The organism is Bartonella sp. AA78NXGY (assembly GCF_042197005.1).
GTDB lineage: Bacteria > Pseudomonadota > Alphaproteobacteria > Rhizobiales > Rhizobiaceae > Bartonella.
The window spans coordinates 1-20,217 of record NZ_JBHIRI010000012.1; the positions used below are offsets into that span (position 1 = coordinate 1).

General features: G+C 36.8%; 20 protein-coding genes, 1 tRNA gene and 2 pseudogenes. 8 read left to right on the forward strand and 15 right to left on the reverse strand.

The features are described 5' to 3' along the window. Positions 1–423: 423 nt before the first annotated feature. The 3 genes and pseudogenes from ACFINL_RS07245 (at position 424) to ACFINL_RS07255 (ending at position 2,518) form a co-directional block, all read left to right on the forward strand. Positions 424–738, forward strand: a pseudogene (locus tag ACFINL_RS07245) (hypothetical protein). Positions 739–836: 98 nt separating this feature from the next. Continuing rightward, a pseudogene (locus tag ACFINL_RS07250) lies at positions 837–1,169 on the forward strand (hypothetical protein); the annotation flags it as partial. A gap of 326 nt (positions 1,170–1,495) precedes the next feature. Beyond that, on the forward strand, positions 1,496–2,518 hold the full coding sequence (locus ACFINL_RS07255) for a tyrosine-type recombinase/integrase (RefSeq protein WP_375651245.1): 1,023 nt from the start codon (positions 1,496–1,498) through the stop codon (positions 2,516–2,518). Between the two features lie 352 nt (positions 2,519–2,870). On the opposite strand, the gene ACFINL_RS07260 is transcribed toward ACFINL_RS07255, so the two are convergent. From ACFINL_RS07260 to folE, 4 genes are all read right to left on the reverse strand, one after another. After that, positions 2,871–3,377: a hypothetical protein gene (locus ACFINL_RS07260; protein WP_015856440.1), complete on the reverse strand. Its 507-nt coding sequence runs from the start codon at positions 3,375–3,377 to the stop codon at positions 2,871–2,873. Positions 3,378–3,514: 137 nt separating this feature from the next. Next, positions 3,515–4,687, reverse strand: coding sequence for an alpha/beta hydrolase (locus ACFINL_RS07265; protein ID WP_375607121.1), 1,173 nt, complete (start codon positions 4,685–4,687; stop codon positions 3,515–3,517). Between the two features lie 192 nt (positions 4,688–4,879). After that, positions 4,880–4,964, reverse strand: a tRNA-Leu gene (locus ACFINL_RS07270). A 137-nt stretch (positions 4,965–5,101) separates the two neighbouring features. After that, on the reverse strand, positions 5,102–5,713 hold the full coding sequence (gene folE / locus ACFINL_RS07275) for a GTP cyclohydrolase I FolE (RefSeq protein ID WP_375651247.1): 612 nt from the start codon (positions 5,711–5,713) through the stop codon (positions 5,102–5,104). Positions 5,714–5,838: 125 nt separating this feature from the next. Here folE and ACFINL_RS07280 point away from each other — a divergent pair, with 125 nt between their 5' ends. The 3 genes from ACFINL_RS07280 (at position 5,839) to thrS (ending at position 8,706) form a co-directional block, all read left to right on the forward strand. Then, the gene (locus ACFINL_RS07280; protein ID WP_375621296.1) at positions 5,839–6,267 is read left to right on the forward strand and encodes an iron-sulfur cluster assembly scaffold protein; all 429 of its coding nucleotides are present in this window, start codon (positions 5,839–5,841) and stop codon (positions 6,265–6,267) included. Then, on the forward strand, positions 6,268–6,618 hold the full coding sequence (gene yidD / locus ACFINL_RS07285; RefSeq protein ID WP_375607118.1) for a membrane protein insertion efficiency factor YidD: 351 nt from the start codon (positions 6,268–6,270) through the stop codon (positions 6,616–6,618). It begins immediately after the preceding gene. A gap of 111 nt (positions 6,619–6,729) precedes the next feature. Next, positions 6,730–8,706: a threonine--tRNA ligase gene (gene thrS, locus ACFINL_RS07290; RefSeq protein ID WP_375613056.1), complete on the forward strand. Its 1,977-nt coding sequence runs from the start codon at positions 6,730–6,732 to the stop codon at positions 8,704–8,706. Positions 8,707–9,754: 1,048 nt separating this feature from the next. Here thrS and ACFINL_RS07295 read toward each other — a convergent pair. The 5 genes from ACFINL_RS07295 to ACFINL_RS07315 all read right to left on the reverse strand — a co-directional run bounded on the left by ACFINL_RS07295 (position 9,755) and on the right by ACFINL_RS07315 (position 13,648). Beyond that, positions 9,755–10,258: a MerR family transcriptional regulator gene (locus tag ACFINL_RS07295; protein ID WP_375607116.1), complete on the reverse strand. Its 504-nt coding sequence runs from the start codon at positions 10,256–10,258 to the stop codon at positions 9,755–9,757. A 196-nt stretch (positions 10,259–10,454) separates the two neighbouring features. After that, on the reverse strand, positions 10,455–10,769 hold the full coding sequence (locus ACFINL_RS07300) for an integration host factor subunit alpha (RefSeq protein ID WP_273791377.1): 315 nt from the start codon (positions 10,767–10,769) through the stop codon (positions 10,455–10,457). 77 nt (positions 10,770–10,846) lie between these two features. Beyond that, positions 10,847–11,821, reverse strand: a complete 975-nt coding sequence (locus ACFINL_RS07305) for a beta-ketoacyl-ACP synthase III (RefSeq protein ID WP_375611575.1) — start codon at positions 11,819–11,821, stop codon at positions 10,847–10,849. A 49-nt stretch (positions 11,822–11,870) separates the two neighbouring features. Then, entirely contained in the window at positions 11,871–12,941 is a 1,071-nt protein-coding gene (gene plsX / locus ACFINL_RS07310; protein WP_375651249.1) for a phosphate acyltransferase PlsX, read from the reverse strand. Between the two features lie 149 nt (positions 12,942–13,090). Beyond that, a complete protein-coding gene (locus tag ACFINL_RS07315; protein ID WP_375651251.1) occupies positions 13,091–13,648 on the reverse strand; it encodes a DUF177 domain-containing protein in 558 nt (185 codons plus the stop codon). Positions 13,649–13,869: 221 nt separating this feature from the next. Between ACFINL_RS07315 and ACFINL_RS07320 the strand changes: the two genes are divergently transcribed. Beyond that, positions 13,870–14,349 carry an outer membrane protein assembly factor BamE gene (locus ACFINL_RS07320; protein WP_375651283.1) on the forward strand — a complete coding sequence of 160 codons (480 nt, stop codon included), beginning with the start codon at positions 13,870–13,872 and terminating at the stop codon, positions 14,347–14,349. 73 nt (positions 14,350–14,422) lie between these two features. Here ACFINL_RS07320 and nusB read toward each other — a convergent pair whose 3' ends face one another. The 6 genes from nusB to glyA all read right to left on the reverse strand — a co-directional run bounded on the left by nusB (position 14,423) and on the right by glyA (position 18,962). Then, complete coding sequence (gene nusB, locus ACFINL_RS07325; protein ID WP_015856452.1) at positions 14,423–14,893, reverse strand: transcription antitermination factor NusB; 471 nt, start codon at positions 14,891–14,893, stop codon at positions 14,423–14,425. Between the two features lie 2 nt (positions 14,894–14,895). Continuing rightward, positions 14,896–15,351: a 6,7-dimethyl-8-ribityllumazine synthase gene (locus ACFINL_RS07330; RefSeq protein WP_375611572.1), complete on the reverse strand. Its 456-nt coding sequence runs from the start codon at positions 15,349–15,351 to the stop codon at positions 14,896–14,898. A gap of 81 nt (positions 15,352–15,432) precedes the next feature. Continuing rightward, entirely contained in the window at positions 15,433–16,050 is a 618-nt protein-coding gene (locus tag ACFINL_RS07335) for a riboflavin synthase (protein ID WP_375611571.1), read from the reverse strand. Continuing rightward, entirely contained in the window at positions 16,032–17,162 is a 1,131-nt protein-coding gene (ribD, locus tag ACFINL_RS07340; RefSeq protein WP_375611590.1) for a bifunctional diaminohydroxyphosphoribosylaminopyrimidine deaminase/5-amino-6-(5-phosphoribosylamino)uracil reductase RibD, read from the reverse strand. Before ribD ends, ACFINL_RS07335 begins: the two co-directional genes overlap by 19 nt. Next, a complete protein-coding gene (nrdR, locus tag ACFINL_RS07345; protein ID WP_375611570.1) occupies positions 17,155–17,637 on the reverse strand; it encodes a transcriptional regulator NrdR in 483 nt (160 codons plus the stop codon). The genes ribD and nrdR overlap by 8 nt, the downstream gene beginning before the upstream one ends. An 11-nt stretch (positions 17,638–17,648) precedes the next feature. Next, complete coding sequence (gene glyA / locus ACFINL_RS07350; protein ID WP_375611569.1) at positions 17,649–18,962, reverse strand: serine hydroxymethyltransferase; 1,314 nt, start codon at positions 18,960–18,962, stop codon at positions 17,649–17,651. 322 nt (positions 18,963–19,284) lie between these two features. On the opposite strand from glyA, the gene argC reads away from it, so the two are divergent. After that, a complete protein-coding gene (argC, locus tag ACFINL_RS07355) occupies positions 19,285–20,217 on the forward strand; it encodes an N-acetyl-gamma-glutamyl-phosphate reductase (protein ID WP_375651253.1) in 933 nt (310 codons plus the stop codon).

Here is a 20,217-nt window from a genome sequence, read left to right on the forward strand (position 1 = left end):
TGCTGAAGATCTCTCCCCCACATTTCTATGGAAAAACCTCTAAACAAAACTGTTTAGCCCGTCAATGGTTAATACATTAATATCCCCATAAATATAAAGGATAAATTTGCTCAACCATATCCCCTTGCATTCATAGAGTGAACCTTCAAAAGACGCCTCATCTATGAGTTTTGAGGGGTTTGAGAAACCTTCAAAACCTATAAGCAAAATTCGCAATAAAATTCTTCAAAATACTCATTCTGATATTTTAAAGCACATAGTGCATTTGTCTTTTTTTCATAAAACGAATAGCAGATTTCACTATTTTGCTGATCTTATCCCATGTCATGGGCTGTGGATAAGCAGCATTTAAAAAACCTTTTGAAAAAAATTTATCCGCTTTTGAATGACTTTACCTCTTCTGATACTCGCTATTTATTCTAAATGGATTTAATTGAATTCATTATTAAAGCATTAAAAGATTTTGCTGATATCAAAACAGGTACCTTAGGCGGCTTTATTGAAAAGGAAGATAACTTCTCTCATGAGGGCAATTGCTGGGACTATGATGAGGCTCTTGTGTTTTAAAATGGTCACGTTTATGAAAATGCTAGGGTTTATGGCAATGCTAGGGTTTATGAAAATGCCAATATTCATGGCATTGCTGTTATTCGTGAAAATGTCGGCAGGTCTACTAAAATAAAAACCTATACTGAACGTCTCTCTCCTTATGGTGAATTAGAGATTGTCTGGGTCTAATCAATAAAGCGGTGTAAATGAAAGTACAGGCGTGGCGGGGGCGCTCCTCTTCCAAATTTTAGCAAACGTTTATCATATTAGATTGTGAGGGTATCTTTATGTGCAAAAAATACCAATTAACAAATGAAATCAAACAAATTAAAGATAGAATTACTAAGAAAGTTACAAACCTTTATCGCATTAAAGCTTTAAAAGACTTTGATGATGTCAAAGTAGGTGATCTGGGAGGCTATATCGAAAAGGAAAGTAACTTATCCCATGATGGCAATTTCTGGGTGTATGATAATGCGTGGGTTTATGGCAATGCCAAGGTTTCCTATCATGCCAAGGTCTGGGGTAAAGCCTATGGCAATGCAAAATTAAACAGTCAAAGTAAAGTAAGTGTCGTTCCAAAAAAATGTAAGGTTTATGAAAACGATAATGTTGTCAATATAACTGATAAAACAGAATAAAAATAGATATGGGGGGCGTGCCTTTTTTATGGTGTATAAACGCATATAAAACGCATTGCTATAAACATATCATAAAAGAGAGAGTAAAATAAAAAAAAGCCGCGCCAAGTGATATGACGCGGCTTTCAAATAGCGATTCTTATTGATTAAAATGAATCATCCACAATGGAGTAATCAGTGCATATATACAAAACGTATCATATTGCAAGTGCTTTATGAGAGATATAAAACTTATCAAAAGGAATGTAAATGTTGCGTATGATCTTTAATCACTCATTTGAATTACAGAGCCTATAAACGCTTTTATGGCTATCAAACAAATTACTCAACATGGCAAAATTGTATGGTATGTACGTATTGGTCACGGTAAACGCATTAGAATACGCGGTACCTATGGAACGCAAGAGTTTGTTGATAACAACAAAAGCGCACTTGTCGAGTTACAAGGGCTTATACTTCCTAAATCAAAAACCGGTAAACTTGTTGAAGGTTCATTTGCATGGCTGCTTAAACAATACTTTAACAGCTCTAATTGGCATAGCTACACTAAAGCTACAAAAAAACAAAAAGAATACATTCTTATGAGGATATGCGACTCCATAGGAAATATTCCATACCAAGCAATTGAAAAGAAACATATTATAGCCGGTGTTGAACGGCGTAAAGATACACCAGCAATGGCTAGAAACTTTCTGAAGTCCCTTAATGGTCTTTTTAATTGGGCAATTGATCAAGGTCTTTTGGAAAATAATCCAACTTTAGGCGTCAAAAAACCTCCTCTTAAAAATAAAAGCGGCTTTCCTGTTTGGACAAAAGAAGATGTTGAGAAATATTATCAAAGATGGTCCCATGGTACCCATGAACGCGTTTGGATTGATATTCTTCTGTATACGGGCTTACGTCGTGGTGATGCGGTTCGCATTGGCTGGAAAGATGTCAAAGACAATATTATTCATCTCAAAACAGAGAAAAGTAAATTCCAAACAGATGTCTTTCTACCTATTTTACCGGAATTAGCCAAAACGCTTGAAACTGATCCTATTGGAGAAGAAACATTCATTTGTGGTAAAGAAGGTAAAAAACTAGTTAAAGAAAGTTTTGGCAACCTTTTTCGAGAGGCTTGTAACGTAGCAGAAATAAAAAAATCAGCACATGGCTTAAAAAAATTAGCAGCAACACGCGCAGCTAACTCTGGTGCAATAGTACCACAACTCAAAGCAATTTTTGGCTGGACAAATGATGCTATGGCATCTCTTTACACAAAGAGTGCAGATCGCAAAAGGTTAGCTATAGAGGCGATAAAAAAGCTTCAAAAAGATGAGGGATAGAGGCAAAAAACTCAATAGAATCAAGATTCACCTATTCCCTTATATTAGACATAACTATTTTATTTTACTTGCTTTTTATTTGCCTAATGAATATATTAACAACTTCATGATATTGGTAAAATTATCCGGCGGGCTATTATTAAAAGAATCAGAAAGTTTTTTGTAAAATTCTTTCCACGAACATTTTTTTCAATAAAGCCACCTAATTCATCAGCCTTAACTTTAGCAAAGATATAAGGCATGTGTTTTATTTATTAAAGCAAATTCTTTTCTTTAAAAAGGTTATAGCCTTCTATCTAACAGCGTTTTTGCTGTAAAATTCAAATTATCTATCTGCTCAACTAAAAAACTTTTATTGTTTAGCTTTTGTGCTTTTTTCAAAGAGATGTGGGCTTTCAAGAATAAGCTTTTCTCGTGCTTTTTGTAACTGTTTAATGACTTCATCAATCTTTGACGGAGAACAAAAAGATTCTTGGCTATTTAACAAATGCAGCCTCTCCTTTCCCTCATATAAACATTGCATCTGAGATTGAAGTATTCTAACTTCTTGAAAAAAAAGACGTCCTGTTTCCTTAAAACCATTATTAAGTGCAAAAAGTTGATCAGAAATGGATAGCAGAATTTGTTTTAAAAAACGCTCATTTTCTTGGCGTTTACGATATTCTAAAATAAGAGCATGGCTTATCTCATCTAACTGTTTTTTTGTAGAATCAATTTGACGCAATAAATTTGGTTTTTCCCCCATATCACCTTTTCTCACCTTCACAAGCATAGCATGAATGTCTAATAACTTAATTGCGGAATGAGACAAATAATCAACAACTGTAGGCGTATTAACATAGCGTTTACGTGCAATCATCACAAACTCACCTAATGACTGTTTTTTACATTCATCCCGCTATTTATTTTTCATTTTACAAGACCATTCTAAAGAAAGTGCTAAAAAATATTACCTCCAATACATTATTCGATGGAGCCCCTTCTCTCTTTTCACGATCAACGTGGAATCCGTGGAGAGAGAAAACGTACAGGTGTATAAAGGATAAGATGTGTTGTTTTTTCCAATACACTACTACCATCAGCAAGAAGGGCTTGACTAGGTGACAATTCTGTACCTTGCATAATTGTGGAAGCCAAAGAACCTTCTCGAGAAAGAGCCATCAACGTTGGCGAAGATGCAAAGACATTGTGTGCTCCCCCATCCACATGAGAGAAATCAAGAACAGCTATTCCATTTTTACGCAACATTTCAATATCTGAGCCATCGCCCACACGATGATGTCCACCCGTAAGACGTCCTGAAACCGCAAGAGCTTTATCCGCTCTGGATACTAAAATAGCGGTTGGCTGCGGGAGTTTTTTTATATCATTAAGTTGTCGCTCAAATACATCAACATCAATATCTGGTGCAGCCATTAATAAACTTGTAATACGACGAATAGGCCTATATTTTCCCTGTAACGCTAACGTTCTAAATGCTTCCATTATAACAAAATTGCCCATAGAATGTGCAATAACCGAAATTTGATCAGCATTGGTTTCACTAATAAGTGTTAAAAGCTCTATCAATCCGTCACGGGCAAAATTAGCACTGTCACGATCATAAATATAAAGAGGAACTGATCCGGCCGAAGGCCAAGAATAATGCACAGCGACAACATTTAAAGAATAATCGTGTGTAAACTGTGCTGTACGAAATGTACCATCTGCAAAATTATTATTATACCCATGGATAAAAAGAAAAATTTCTCTTTTTCCTTTTGGCTTTTTTGCTAAAGCAGCATTTAATTGCTGTTTAAACTGTTCTTTATTATCGTATTTTTGCAATGCTACTGCTGCAAAATACTTATCATGCGTAGGTTTATAGGCATTTATTTCAACAACTCCCTTTACATGTTGCTGAGGAATTCCTACGTCAACACGATTATAATGAACTTTATTTGATCGCTCTGCACCATAAGGTTGAGCGTAATTATTTTGCATCATACGACTCGTTGCAACATACACTGGAACGATGGCTTTTGGAGAAACTGGTTTCCCTTCAACTTCCCTTTCTACGGCAGTCATAGAAGGTGTTGCATGCACCCCATGCCAAAGTACAGCACGTGAATCACTACACGCTGATAATAAAGAAATACAAATAAGAAGTGTTAAATATCTCAGAATCATTATACTTCTCACTGCAACTTCACCCCACCTTATAAAAATATAACATTTCAAATGCATAGATAAAGTAATAAAAAACGAAACATTATTGGCAACACACTAACAAATAACATACAAAAAGATTTTTCTATAATGCCTATAAATCCCCTCTCTCTAACATAACTTCATCTCACTATGGAGAGACTTACTGCGAACTGGTGCGGTCGAGAAGACTCGAACTTCCACGGGTTGCCCCACAGCGACCTCAACGCTGCGCGTCTACCAATTCCGCCACGACCGCACGTGGAAAGAAAAAACCTTGGTTTTTAGCCTTTAACAAATCATAAAGAAAGGTACAAGCCAATTTTCTTTTTCTCATAATTTATTTTATCCGGATGTTTTATAACTTAATAGAGATTACGAGAAATATGGGCTTTACTATGACCTTTGAACCATCATCATAAAATGTTCTTGTGCCGCTTGATCTTTTTCATAATAACCATGAAAGTTTTTTGTAATTGTTGTAGAGCCCTGTTTTTGGATTCCTCTCATAGCCATACACATGTGCTCAGCCTCAATCAATACTGCTATACCATGAGGCTTCAGATACGTTTTTAACGCGTGAGCCACTTGCGCTGTCATAGCTTCTTGAGTTTGTAAACGACGAGAAAAAATATCTACAACACGTACAATTTTTGAAAGACCAACAATTTTTGCATTAGGAAGATATGCTATGTGTGCTTTCCCAATAATTGGGATCATGTGATGCTCACAGTGTGAATAAAAAGGTATATTCTTTACGATTACGGCTTCATTGTATCCTGAAACCTCTTCAAAAACTGTACCTAAGGTTTCTTTAACCGATTGACTATAACCATTAAAAAGCTCGCGATATGCCTTGGCTATACGTTTTGGAGTATCTAAAAGCCCTTCTCTATTTGGATTTTCCCCTATCCATAAGAGTAATGTACGAATCGCTTCTTCCACCTTTTCAATACTCGGACGCTTTTCTTCAGATAAATTTGTGTCTTCTTTAACAACATTACGCATTCAAAAACTCCAAGCTTACTCTATACAAAGCATTTGCTCCATACCTATCTCATTTTGTATAATCTCTATATAAGCGAATTAAAAGTTTAAACAATCACGACTTTCAAAATTTCAGGCAATAGCGCATGATTGATACTATCTATAATGATAAAATACTTAAATATGCTGCACATATAGGCAAAATTGGGCGTCTTAATAATCCTGATGCAACATCAAGAAAACATGCACACCTTTGTGGTTCGACAATCACTGTAGATTTAAAAGTGGAAAATGGTATTATTACCGATTTTGCTCACGAAATACATGCATGTGTGCTAGGGCAAGCTTCAGCTTCACTTTTAGCATCTCATATCATCGGACAAACAACTCAAGATCTTAAAATATTGCGTGAAGTTATCTACCAAATGCTAACGCAAAATGGTCCTTCTCCTCAAGCTCCATTTGAGGATTTTTCTTGCTTACAGCCCATTAAAGACTATAAAGTGCGCCATGCAGCAACACTATTACCCTTTGATGCAATGATAGACTGCATTCAAAAAATTGAAGAAAAATAAATGTTCAAATCACAATCTAGACAAAAAAAGTTGACTCGGAATTACACAGGCACTTGGCAAAAAACACCCGGACGATTATTGGGTATTTTCTTAATACGTTTCTATCAAATAACACTTTCGAGCCTTATAGGTAATCAGTGCCGCCATGCTCCGACTTGTTCAGAATATACATATGAAGCGATTGCACGCCATGGGCTTTGGGCTGGTGCATGGATGGGACTCTTTCGTATCATGCGTTGTGGGCCCTTTGGAACAGATGGCTTTGATCCAGTCCCTCCATCGCTTGGAAATTCTTGCTGTTTTTATAAACCTTGGCGTTACTGGAAAATTTCTGACAAACACAACAAATAATCCTTTTCTTTTTTCACATGTATTGATAAAAAATTAGTCTATAAGCTTTTTACTCAATTTTCACGAAACCATCCGCAATCGTTAGCGGAATTGGATTAAAAGGGTGTTTTTATGTCTTGCTCTATTTCTCTTTTTTTTCCCGATGGTTCAAAACGTAATTACCCCGCCGAAATGACAGGCTTGGAATTAGCAGAATCTATTTCTAAATCACTTGCAAAAAAAGCAGTCGCCTATAGTCTTGATAGTATCACGCGAGACTTATCGGATCCATTGGGACAATCTGGTCAAGTAGAGATTATTACCCGAGAAGATTCACGCGCTCTTGAGCTCATAAGGCATGATTGCGCCCATGTCCTTGCTGAAGCAGTGCAAGAGCTCTTTCCTGAAACGCAAGTAACAATAGGTCCTGTCATTGAAAATGGATTCTATTATGATTTTGCACGCCAACAACCTTTCACATTAGATGATCTCACCGTCATTGAAAAGAAAATGCGTGAAATTATCCAACGCAATAAACCTTTTAGAAAAGAAATTTGGTCTCGTGAAAAAGCAAGAAAAGTTTTTTCTGAGAAAAAGGAATTTTATAAAGTTGAACTTATTGATAGCATTCCTGAAAATCAAGATTTAAAAATCTATTATCAAGGGGAGTGGTTTGATCTTTGTCGCGGACCGCACATGCAATCTACAGGGCAAATTGGGAATGCTTTCAAATTAATGAAAGTTGCAGGAGCTTATTGGCGTGGCGATGCCAATAATCCAATGCTCACGAGAATTTATGGAACAGCATTTGCAAATGAAAATGACTTAAAAGCCTACCTCCATATGCTAGAAGAAGCTGAAAAACGTGATCATCGCCGCTTGGGACGTGAAATGGACTTATTTCACTTTCAAGAAGAAGGGCCAGGAATGATTTTTTGGCACAAAAAAGGTTGGAAAATGTTCCAAAATTTGATCAGCTATATGCGTAGACGCCTTGATGATCATCAATATGCTGAAGTTAATGCACCACAAGTTCTCGATAGGTCACTCTGGGAAATATCTGGCCATTGGGGTTGGTATAAGGAGAATATGTTCAAAGTAATTTCAGCAGAAGAAGATTCAGATCATGGGAATGTTTATGCCCTTAAACCAATGAACTGCCCTGGTCATGTGCAAATTTTTAAACATGGTTTAAAATCTTATCGTGATTTGCCTATTAGACTTGCTGAATTTGGACTTGTTCATCGTTATGAGCCTTCAGGCTCTTTACATGGTCTTATGCGTGTGCGTGGTTTTACACAAGATGATGCGCATATTTTTTGTACTGATGAACAATTAGCCGATGAATGTCTCAGTATTAATGATCTTATTTTATCAACTTATGCCGATTTTGGTTTTAAAGAAATTAGTCTTAAGCTTTCAACCCGTCCAGAAAAACGAGTTGGATCTGATGCATTATGGGATCATGCAGAAAGTATCATGGAATCTGTCCTTAAAACGATTGAAACAAAATTTGCAGGACAAATCAAAACAAGCATCCTTCCAGGTGAAGGAGCATTTTATGGTCCAAAATTTGAATATACATTAAAGGATGCTATCGGTCGTGAATGGCAATGTGGAACAACACAAATAGACTTTAATCTCCCTGAACGTTTTGGTGCATTCTATATTGATAAAGATTCAGAAAAACGTCAACCTGTTATGATCCACCGTGCTATTTTTGGATCAATGGAGCGTTTTCTTGGTATATTAATTGAAAATTTTGCTGGACATATGCCACTTTGGCTTGCTCCTGAACAAATTGTTGTTGCAACAATTACATCCGAAGCAAATGAATATGCCCAAAAAATAACAGCAAAACTTAAAGCTGTTGGGCTTTCCGCAACAATAGATCTCCGCAATGAAAAAATTAACTATAAAATACGAGAACATTCTTTACAAAAAGTCCCCGTAATTTTGGTATGTGGCAAACGTGAAGCTGAAACAAACAGCGTAAATATGCGCCGCTTAGGAAGTACAAATCAAACCCTTTTATCTGTAGAAGATGTGATTAAACAACTCTCAAATGAAGCAACACCTCCAGATTTGCAACGTGTAATAAATGCATAATATCACGGAAGATGGTAATACGTTAATTTTTTACTATAAATTTTCAGTTTTTGTACAAAATGAAATAATTTGATATTGTAGTGTGTTTTTGTTTCATGCACAATGACCTGTCACCAGAAAGAATAACGTGCTCTTTCTCTACAAGGTGGATTGGTGAAAAAGTTGAATATAAGCTATGAGCTGTTTAAATGCAAAAATCATAGACAATTGAATATTAATAATAACATTAATCTTTTACCTTTATAATGAAAAAATTCTGCTATTATCATGGATAGATCATTACAATAATTATAGAAACATCAAGCAAGAAAACTGAAAACAAGATTATATTTATTAATAAAAAATATGTAAAATTAGCTGAACAATGATATTTCTTATTCGTAAGATAAGCCCTTATAAAAAGGACAAGATATTGATTTATAATGATAATATATCGTTATTCATATTAAATAAGGTTTCGAATATCATAGGCTTCTCTTATTTTTAATATGTTTATGTTGAATCTATCAAAATCATTTGCTTGCACGAAACAAGCGGAATGAGTGCGTGGATAAAAATTATTGAGAAAGGACTTTTAAAATGCCTACAATGAATCGCCTAAAGTGCTAAGAATTGTTGCAGTCATTGAGAACAGGCTATAATTATAATGATGATGCCGACTTGAACCTTCATAAGTATAAAAATAGCGGTACTCAACGAGTTTACCATTAATCATTCACGAGGCATTATGGTAAAATAAGATTAAGAAGCCTTAAGAAACATCTCTTTAAAACAAGCACATGAATTGGTAAGCTAATGGCATCCTACATCCCGCAATCTACACTGATGAGATATTGCCTTAATTTTTATAAAGCCAAATCAAAAAAAATGGCAAAACTCAGCGTTTATTCTTTCTCTTCTTCATGTTTTACCAAATGAAAAACTCTTATAAAAAACTCGTTAAATATACACATACGATATATGACTACTCGCTGAACGTATAAAATTCTGGGCACATCCATAAAACATCTAAATATCTACGAAACACATATAAAATAAAAAAATATTATTATCGTGCTCTATCAAGAACACGCTTACATTCAATGAGTTCAAACAGAATTTCTTGTAACAATGCTTTATCAGTTTTATCTTTGTAAAGATTCACAGAACCGACAGATGTTTCTCCCTCATTCCTCATGAAACTCAAAAGCCCAAAAGAAGATTTCTTAGGCTTATTGCTAGCATTTTCAGAAGTTTGTCCTGCATGTTTCTTCTCTATGACCACATTCATAGCATCAAGATCACCATTACCCAATGCAGTCACAAAAGCAACACCATTTTCTTTCAAAAGGCGTTGCACACCTTTTATCGTATAACCCTGATCATATAGTAACTGCTTAATACCATTGAGCAAATCAACATCGACCGGACGATAATAGCGCCTTCCTCCCCCACGTTTCATTGGTTTAATCTGCCTAAAACGTGTTTCCCAAAATCTTAAGACATGCTGCGGAAGCTCCAATAACTCCGCTACTTCGCTAATTGTGCGAAAAGCATCAGAGCTTTTATCCATTTTGTAACACCTTATTTAAAACAAAATAAATTACTTCACAATGACTCATTCTGTCTCAATTTCTCAACAAGATTAGTCAAAAATAAGACCATCATTGATACCTTACTCACCAGTCTTTTTCTAAAAAATAAAGACCCTTATTTTATACATTTCTTTAACAAATACCAAACATACCATGGCATTTATTTATGAGATATCATTTTTTCTGTTTTGCACGATGCGAATCTAAAATTCTCTGTTTAAGGACATTGGCAGCCTTAAACGTCACAACACGTCGCGGCGGAATCGGTGCTTCAACACCTGTTTTTGGATTGCGTCCAACACGTTCATTTTTACTGCGAACCTGAAAAGTTGCAAAAGAAGATAATTTAACCGCTTCACCTCTTACAAGTGAGTTGCAAATCTCATCCAAAACCAATTCGACTAAAGCTGCTGATTCAGTATGTGACAAGCCCACTCTTTTACAAACTACGCTCGCTAAATCTGCACGCGTTACTGTCTTACTTGTCATTATAACCACCTATTAAAATATTAAAAATTACAAAATGACTTATACGTTTTCTTGAAATATGGTCAAGTAGCCATAATTTACCAACGAATAAGAATTGCTCCCCATGTAAATCCACCTCCCATGGCTTCTAACATGATAAGATCTCCTTCTTTTATTTTTCCATCGCAAACAGCTGTTGTTAAAGCCAACGGAACTGATGCAGCAGACGTATTACCATGTTGATCAACGGTAATCACAACTTTATCTAGTGAAATTCCCAGCTTTTTAGCAGATGCTTCAATAATGCGCTTATTAGCCTGATGAGGTACAAACCAATCTAGTTGTGAAGAATCCATACCTGCAGCTGCAAAACAATCATCAACCACATCCGTTATCATACCAACAGCATATTTAAAAACTTCTCGTCCTTCCATACGCAAATAGCCTGTCGTTTGTGTTGTTGAAGGTCCACCATCAACATATAGCTTATCTATATAAGCACCATTAGAACGCAATTTCGCAGACAATATACCACGCTCAAAAGCAATACCCCCCTCAGTTTCTAGTGCTTCCAAAATAACAGCACCAGCACCATCACCAAACAATACACATGTCGTACGATCTTCCCAATCTAAAATTCGAGAAAATGTATCGGATCCAATAACTAAAATTCTTTTAGCTCCCCCACACCGTAAATAAGAATCTCCTGTTGTTAAAGCAAAAATAAAACCAGAGCAAACAGCTTGAATATCAAAAGCAAATCCATGGCTCATTCCCAAAGCATGCTGAATTTCAACAGCAGAAGCAGGAAAAGTACGATTCGGGGTGGACGTTGCTAAAATAATACAATCGATGTCTTTTATTGTTAAACCAGCATTTGTAAGTGCTGCTTGCGCAGCCTCAACTCCTAAAGAAACAGTTGTTTCATTTTCACTGGCAATATAACGTTGGCGTATTCCTGTACGCTGAACAATCCATGAATCTGACGTTTCAACAAACTTTGCAATCTCTTCATTTGATAAACTTCTTTTCGGCAAAGCACTTCCTACACCACGTATAATTGACCGAATCATTCAGCTCTTACCTTTTCTTCAAATTTTTCATTTCTATTATAAGAGCTTATCATAAGGACTCTCCATTCATCACTGCTTCATCTTCTTGGTCAAAAAGTGTTTCTTTATTTTCATGAAATCGCCGTAAATCAGCCGTTATTTTTTGTAAAAGTCCGTTGTTAACCATCTCATAACCAACGCGGATAGCAGAAGCAAAGCCATTAGCATTAGCACTGCCATGACTTTTTATAACAACACCATTCAAACCTAAAAGCACTCCTCCATTCACCCTATCAGGATCCATTTTATGTTTCAGTATACGAAAAGCACCCCGCGATAAAAAATAACCAAGAGATGTTAAAAAAGAACTGCGCATTGCAGAGTTTAAAATCTCTCCTATCTGTCGCGCGGTTCCTTCTGCGGTTTTTAAAGCAATATTACCAGAAAACCCCTCTGTTACAACAACATCGACTGTTCCTTTTCCAATGTCATTGCCCTCAACAAATCCTTTATATTCCAATCCTTCTAATTGCACTTCACGCAATATCATTCCTGCTTTTTTTATTTCATAAAGTCCTTTAACCTCTTCCACCCCCACATTTAAAAGCCCAACACTTGGTCTTTCAGTGTGATATAAAGCGCGAAACATACCTGCTCCCATAACCGCCAAATCAACCAACTGACTAGCAGAGGCACCAATTGTTGCTCCAATATCTAAAACAATACTCTCACTGCGCAGTGTTGGCCAGATACCCGCAATACCAGGACGTTCAGCCTCTGCAAGCATTTTCAAACAAAAATAAGACATGGCCATGAGTGCACCCGTATTACCAGCAGAAATGCAAGCATCAGCTTCACCATTTTTTACCGCTTCAATGGCGTACCACATTGATGATTTACCACGTCCATTACGAAGTGCTTGGCTTGGCTTTTCATCCATGCGTGTATAACTTTCTGTAGGGCAAAAGCGCGATACAGAATCCAAACAGGGATATTTTTTTAAAACCGGACGAACAGCCTCCTCTACTCCATAAAATAGAAAATAAATATTTGATAAATATTTTTGTACAATTGCTGCTCCTGCAATAGCTGCTTCTGGACCGTAATCACCGCCCATGACATCCACAGAAATTCTAATCACGCTTGCATATCCCACATCTTTTCATTTACATCTTTAAATACATATTATGATTTTTGGCTCCTGAATACTCACACAGCACATCTTGCGAAAATCGCTCCGCAGAAAATACCGTTTAGCATACAATAGATATTTTTTGTATGTTTCTACAATCACTTCCAATTTTTCAAAACAGAAAATGGAGAGAATTTTCGCTCTGCTTCTTCTAAATTTTCATCCATATTCATCTTTATCCCTTCTTTACGTGGATAATGATTAATAGACAACTCAAAAAACTCTTCCATGATTGCGCCAATATCAATTTTATCATCATAAAACACTTCAGGAGTATCAAGCCCCCCCACATCTAAAAACAATTCCCCTGTATCCTCTGATATTTGGGGCTTCATCAAATTTGAATCTTCAGGAACAAAAACAACCTCAATATTTTCACAAAGGATATTTTCTAATGGTTCCAATGTAACAACACATAACTGTAGTATACGCGCTTGCAACAGACCTTTTATACGCACTCCGCGTTTTTTCCACGGGAAAATATGGAATTTTCCCTCACAAGATTTTACTTCAATTAAATCATGGTTCTGGGCTAAATGTGTACATTCTTTTTTGTTTGCACAAAAATGAACCCTTATACCTTTAGCAGGTAGAGAACGTACAGATATTGGATAAGCCAAAGCAAATGTCATTTGAGGAACATTTTGAACATTCATTGACAACTCCCAAACATAAAAACGCGTAAAGCAATATGTTTTTATTTATCTCAAGTATTTATGCATTTTTTTCTTTTCTAAAGAAATTCTATATGGCATAATTTGCTTTATAACAGGGAAACTCAGTGTAAGCTACGGTAGATTAAGTTAAAATTAGAAAAAACTTGAGGTTGCCTTCTTGTCCTACATCTCAGTATAAAAAGGAGATACCATTGTTTCAAATGCCTCACATAATAGCCTTAATCAAACGTAAATTATTGATTGGTCTATCAACAGCAAGCATAGGAATGCTTGCTGGGTGTAGCCTTCTTGATTCTTCAGGTTCGAGCCAAATTTATAGAGAGGGCTATGTTCTTGATAAAAATGCTCTAAGTTCTATCTCTATTGGCTCAAGTCAAGAGCAAGTTCTTTTAACTTTAGGAACCCCTTCATTAAAAACAAAATATGATAATGAAGTTTTTTATTACATCTCACAGACACGTTATCGTGGGATGCAGTTTATGAAAACAAAGATTATTGATCGCAAAGTTTTAGCCATTTACTTCAGTAAAAATAATCAGGTTGCAAAAGTTGCAAATTACGGATTACAAGACGGTCAAGTGTTTGATTTTATTACACAAACAACGCCAACTGTAACGAAAGAACATCCTTTCTTAATTCAAATTATAAAAGGCCCTGTGAATTTGCCACCCCATAACTAAATTATATAGTCTGCATACCGTTTCAATATTATAGGTCTGATAATATCAGATCTATAATAGGGATTTGTACCTCTTAGAGGCGGACTTTTTTTGCCATACTGTCGAGAACTGCATTAACAAGTTTTGGCTCATCACCTTCAAAAAACGCCTTTGCTATGTCAACATATTCATTCATGACAACTGCAACGGGAACATCTTTACGGTTGATCAACTCCCATAAACCTGCTCGTAAAATTGCTCGCAATATAGAATCAAGACGTGAAAGAGACCACTCTGCAGAAAGCTGTTGATGAAGCAGCGGATCAAGCTGCTTTTGATCTTTTACAACACCCGTTATAATAGCCAAAAACCATTGAAAATCAGCTTCAAGATATTGGTCTCCATCAATATCTTTTCCCAAACGATAAGCCTCATACTCAGCTGCCGTTTCCATCACCCCCGAACCCACGATATCCATTTGATAGAGTGCTTGAACTGCAGCGAGTCTTGCTGCTCCACGTTTATTGGCTGAACGCGGAAAATGTCTGCTTTTTATATCAGCCATATTTAACGATTATCTCCAAATCTCTTTTTTAGAGCGATCATACATAAAGCAGCTTCAGCCGCAAAACCACCTTTATTTTTGTCATCTAGTTTTGCACGCACCCATGCTTGTTCTTCGTTTTCAACAGTCAAAATACCATTTCCAATAGCCAAGTGCTGATGAACAGTTAAATCCATCAATGCACGACAAGAATCATTAGCAACAATTTCAAAGTGATATGTTTCACCCCGAATAACACAACCAAGAGCAACATAACCATCATACGATATCTTGTTTTGTTCAGCAAAAGCTATTGCACTTGGTATTTCTAATGCTCCAGGAACCGTTACAACATCATAACTTGCTTCAGCTTTTTGCAAAGTATTCACTGCACCTCTCAAAAGTGCATCAGAAATCCCCTCATAAAAACGTGCCTCAACAATCAATACGTGAGGCTTTTTACCTATCTCTTTCATCATAATGGAATTCCACAAAAAACGAATCAAAAAAATCAAAGTTATAAAGCATAAAATTCTGAAAACGATCAATAGAGTGTTGGCTTATTCATCTTCTCTTTTTAAAGTAAAAAGTTTTGCAGCATAACGAGCAAGTTGATCAATTTCCAAATTGACCCGATCTCCAATTTTAGCTTGTCCCCACGTTGTCATTTCAAGTGTATGGCGAATAATAAGAACATCAAAAACACAATCCTCAACACCATTAACAGTCAAAGATGTCCCATTAAGTGCAATAGATCCCTTATTAACAATGAAAGGCATAAATTGTCTTGAAACTTTTAAATAAAAGCGAATTGCATCCCCTTCATTTTTTTGATCAATGATTTCAGCCAAACCATCAATATGACCAGAAACTAAATGTCCTCCCATTTCATCACCCAATCGAAGCGAACGTTCCAAATTAACAAAAGTTCCTTTTATCCATTGTGCAAGATTCGTTAAACGTAATGTTTCTTCCCACGCCTCGACAACAAACCAATTGGAATCTTCTTGCTTTAATCCTCGCTCTACAATTGTCAGACAAATTCCTGAACAAGCAATTGACGCCCCAATTGCTAAGCTTTCTATAGCATAGCGGGTAGAAATCTTTAAACGCATCCCCTGCTTTAAAGGTTGAACATCTTCAACACAACCAATATCCGTTATAATTCCTGTGAACATAATGTCTTACGTCTCCACTTATAAAAACGGTCATTTCCAAACATTCTTGTCTCAATCTCATGAAACTGCGAGAGATAATTTCCAAAATGAGGGGCTTCAATACGATTTTTGCCTAAAACAATGGGGGTATGAAAACATATCAAATGATCAACACAACCAGCATTCAAAAATTTTTCCCCTGTCTTGACACCCCCTTCCAATAAAACACTATTAATCCCATGTTTATAAAGCATCTGTAAAAGAGCAAAGGGTTCTACACAACCATTGTTCATCTCGACCGAATAAACAGACACACCATATTGCTCCAATGCATTTTTTTTGCTTTTCTTTGAAATATCCACATCACAAATAACCCATGTAGGAATTTTTATGGCTGTTTGGACAACTTTTGCATCAAGGGGGATAGATAAATCTGCATCCAAAATAATACGAATTGGTGAGCGCATCTCCATCCCTGGCAAGCGGCAATTGAGTTGTGGATCATCTGCTAATATAGTACCAATACCAACGAGGATAGCATTATTTTGAGCACGTAGAATATGCGTATGGGCATGAGAAAGTGTTCCACTAATTTTTACGCTGCCCTTCTCTCTTTTTCCAACACCATTATCGGCAGAAATTGCCATTTTAAAAGTGACCGCACAGCGTTGTATCTTCCTTATGCACCAATGCGTCCATAAGGATTCAAAAGCCTCTTCAGCTAAAATGCCCTCAACCACTTCAATACCCGCCGCTCGCAAAAGAGCAATACCATGACCATCAACACGCTTGTCACAATCAGTCAGCGCAATAACAACTCGAGAAACACCTGAATCAATAAGCGCATTCACACACGGCGAAGTTTTTCCATAATGCGCACAAGGTTCTAAAGTAACATAAGCAGTCGCTCCTTGAGCCAAAGAACCTGCCATGTGTAAAGCTTGCACTTCCGCATGAGGACTCCCATGAATAGCTGTTACGCCATAGCCAACAATAAAAGCCCCCACAGCACCATTATCGTTTCGCACAATTAACGTACCAACGGAAGGATTCTCACCTGTAAGACCGACATGACGTTCTGCTAAACGAATAGCTGCAGCCATAAACCGTTCATCTTGCACTTTTTTATTCATCAAAACGAGATTCTGTATCCGCGATACCCTTTGACAATTCATCTATAACATCGTGAAAATCGCTTGCATTACGAAAATCTCGATACACAGAAGCAAAACGAATATAAGCAATATCATCAATTCTTTTCAATGCTTCCATCACAAGATGCCCAATTTTTTCTGAAGAAATCTCTGGTTCTCCCAAACTTTCAAGCTGGCGTACAATGCCAGAAATTGCTCGTTCAATATGATCAGGATCAATATTGCGCTTACGTACAGCCACATCAACTGATCGCATTAACTTATCACGATCGAAGGGTTCACATCGTCCACTTTTTTTAGCAACCAAGAGCTCACGCAACTGAACACGTTCAAAAGTTGTAAAACGACCACCACAAACGGAACACACACGGCGGCGGCGAATCACTGCCCCCTCTTCTGCTGGACGAGAGTCTTTGACCTGTGTATCCTCATATTGGCAGTAAGGACAGCGCATCCTTTGTATCCTTAACGAGTGGTAAGATAAGAGTAAAGAGGAAATTGATTCGTTATATCTTTTACCTTTTTCTCAACAGCCATTTCAACGGCATGATTATCTTCATCACTTTTTGCACTCCGAAGACCATCAAGAACTTCTGAAATCAGATGACCAACTTGAATAAACTCTTTTTCTAAAAAACCACGCGTCGTGGCAGCAGGTGATCCCAAACGAATTCCCGATGTTATAGATGGCGTTTCAGAATCAAAAGGAATGCCATTTTTATTGCAGGTAATATGAGCGCGTCCCAAAGCCAATTCAGCACGTTTACCTGTTAGATTTTTAGAACGTAAATCAACCAACAACAAATGATTATCTGTACCACCAGAAACAATATTAAAACCATTACCCTGTAATGTTTTTGCTAAAGTTTTCGCATTAGCGACAACATTGGCACTGTAACTCTTGAAAGAGGGACGCAAAGCCTCCTCAAACGCAACAGCCTTTGCGGCAATCACATGCATTAAAGGACCACCTTGAAGACCAGGAAAAATTGCAGAATTAATTTTTCTGGATAAAGCCTCATCATTTGTCAATATTAAACCACCCCGGGGACCTCGAAGCGATTTATGTGTTGTTGTTGTTACAATATGCGCATGTGGAACAGGTGAAGGATGCACGCCACCAGCAACAAGACCAGCAATATGAGACATATCAACGAGTAAATGAGCACCGATTTCATCTGCAATTTCACGGAATCTTTCCCAATCCCATAGCCGTGGATAAGATGAGCCCCCTGCTATAATAAGTTTTGGCTTACGTTCTTTTGCAAGCTGCTCAACCTCATCCATATCAATAATCTGATCTTCTTGACGCACACCATAGGAAACAACATCAAACCATTTTCCTGACATATTAACAGGTGAACCATGCGTAAGGTGACCTCCAGCATTTAAATCCAACCCCATAAATGTGTCACCAGGCTGAAGTAAAGCTAAAAAGACAGCTTGATTCATTTGGCTACCAGAATTAGGCTGTACATTCGCAAACGCAGCACCGAAAAGCTGTTTTGCCCTTTCAATAGCTAAATCTTCAACGACATCAACAAATTGACACCCACCATAGTAGCGCTTTCTTGGATAACCTTCTGCATACTTATTGGTTAAAACAGACCCTTGCGCTTCAAGGACCGCTCTTGAAACAATATTCTCTGAAGCAATCAGCTCAATTTCATGTTGTTGACGCTCAAACTCCCCTCTAATTGCGTCAAAAATTGCACCATCAACAGTTTGTAAATTATCATTAAAAAAGCGCTTTTGTGCGTCATTTTCTTGCTGAGTCATAAAACACATTCCTAACATAAAAAAATAAAGTCAAAGAACGATAACACAGCAAACCATGCAAACCAAACATTTTAAACTACTTACACTCAAAAATAATGAGGCAAATATTTATCTTATTCTTTGTTATAAAAACAGCGAAAAACTTTCCTCTCGAGAATAGTAAAAAATGAGATTACATTTCTTTTTTTACACTCTTATTTGTTTACACCTTTTACAAAAAATATCTATAATCTAAAGAAATTCAATAATTTAATGATTTAAAATAATTTATAATGTGAAAAGCTGAATATAATAGGCAAAGTTAATACGAAGGCAAATAAAAATGCTAACCAAAGTTTTTATTGATGGTGAACATGGTACAACCGGACTACAAATACAAAAACGCTTAGAAAGGCGTACAGATTTAAAACTACTCTCTCTTGCTCATAAAGATCGCCATAATGTTCATCTGCGACAAGACTATCTTAATCAAGCCGATATTGCTATTTTGTGTCTTCCAGATGATGCTGCACGCGAAACGGTTCATTGGCTTCAAAAAAATAAAAACATTAGGATTATTGATAGCTCGACAGCCCACCGTGTTGCACCAGACTGGGTTTACGGTTTTCCTGAAATGACAGCAGGACAAAGAAAGCGCATCCAAGCAGCACATTATATAACCAATCCCGGATGCTATCCTACCGGTGCCATTAGTTTGATTCGCCCACTCCGTGAAGCAGGACTGCTAGACGCCGATTATCCCATCTCGATTAATGCAATCTCCGGCTATACCGGTGGTGGAAAACAGTTGATTTTACAAATGGAAAATCAATCTCAACAAAATATTCAGGGCAATTATTTTATCTATGGTCTTAATCTTGAACACAAACATGTGCCAGAAATCAAGATCTATGGACAAATCAATCAAACCCCAGTTTTTATACCAAGTGTGGGTCGTTTTCCCCAAGGAATGATTGTGAATCTTCCTCTGCATCGCCATTTATTCACAAAATCAGCAAACTGTTCTGATTTGCGCGAAATTCTTGCAAACCATTACGATGGACAAAATACCATTTTAGTTGCATCACAAGAAGAAACTGCTTCACTTCAAAGACTTAATCCAGAGTGTTTAGCCAATAAAGATGGTATGAAACTGTTCGTATTTGGAAATGATCGTGAAGGTATTTTTAATCTCAGCGCCATATTCGATAATTTAGGAAAAGGCGCATCAGCTGCAGCTATCCAAAACCTCGATTTAATGCTTTCAAGCGACTAA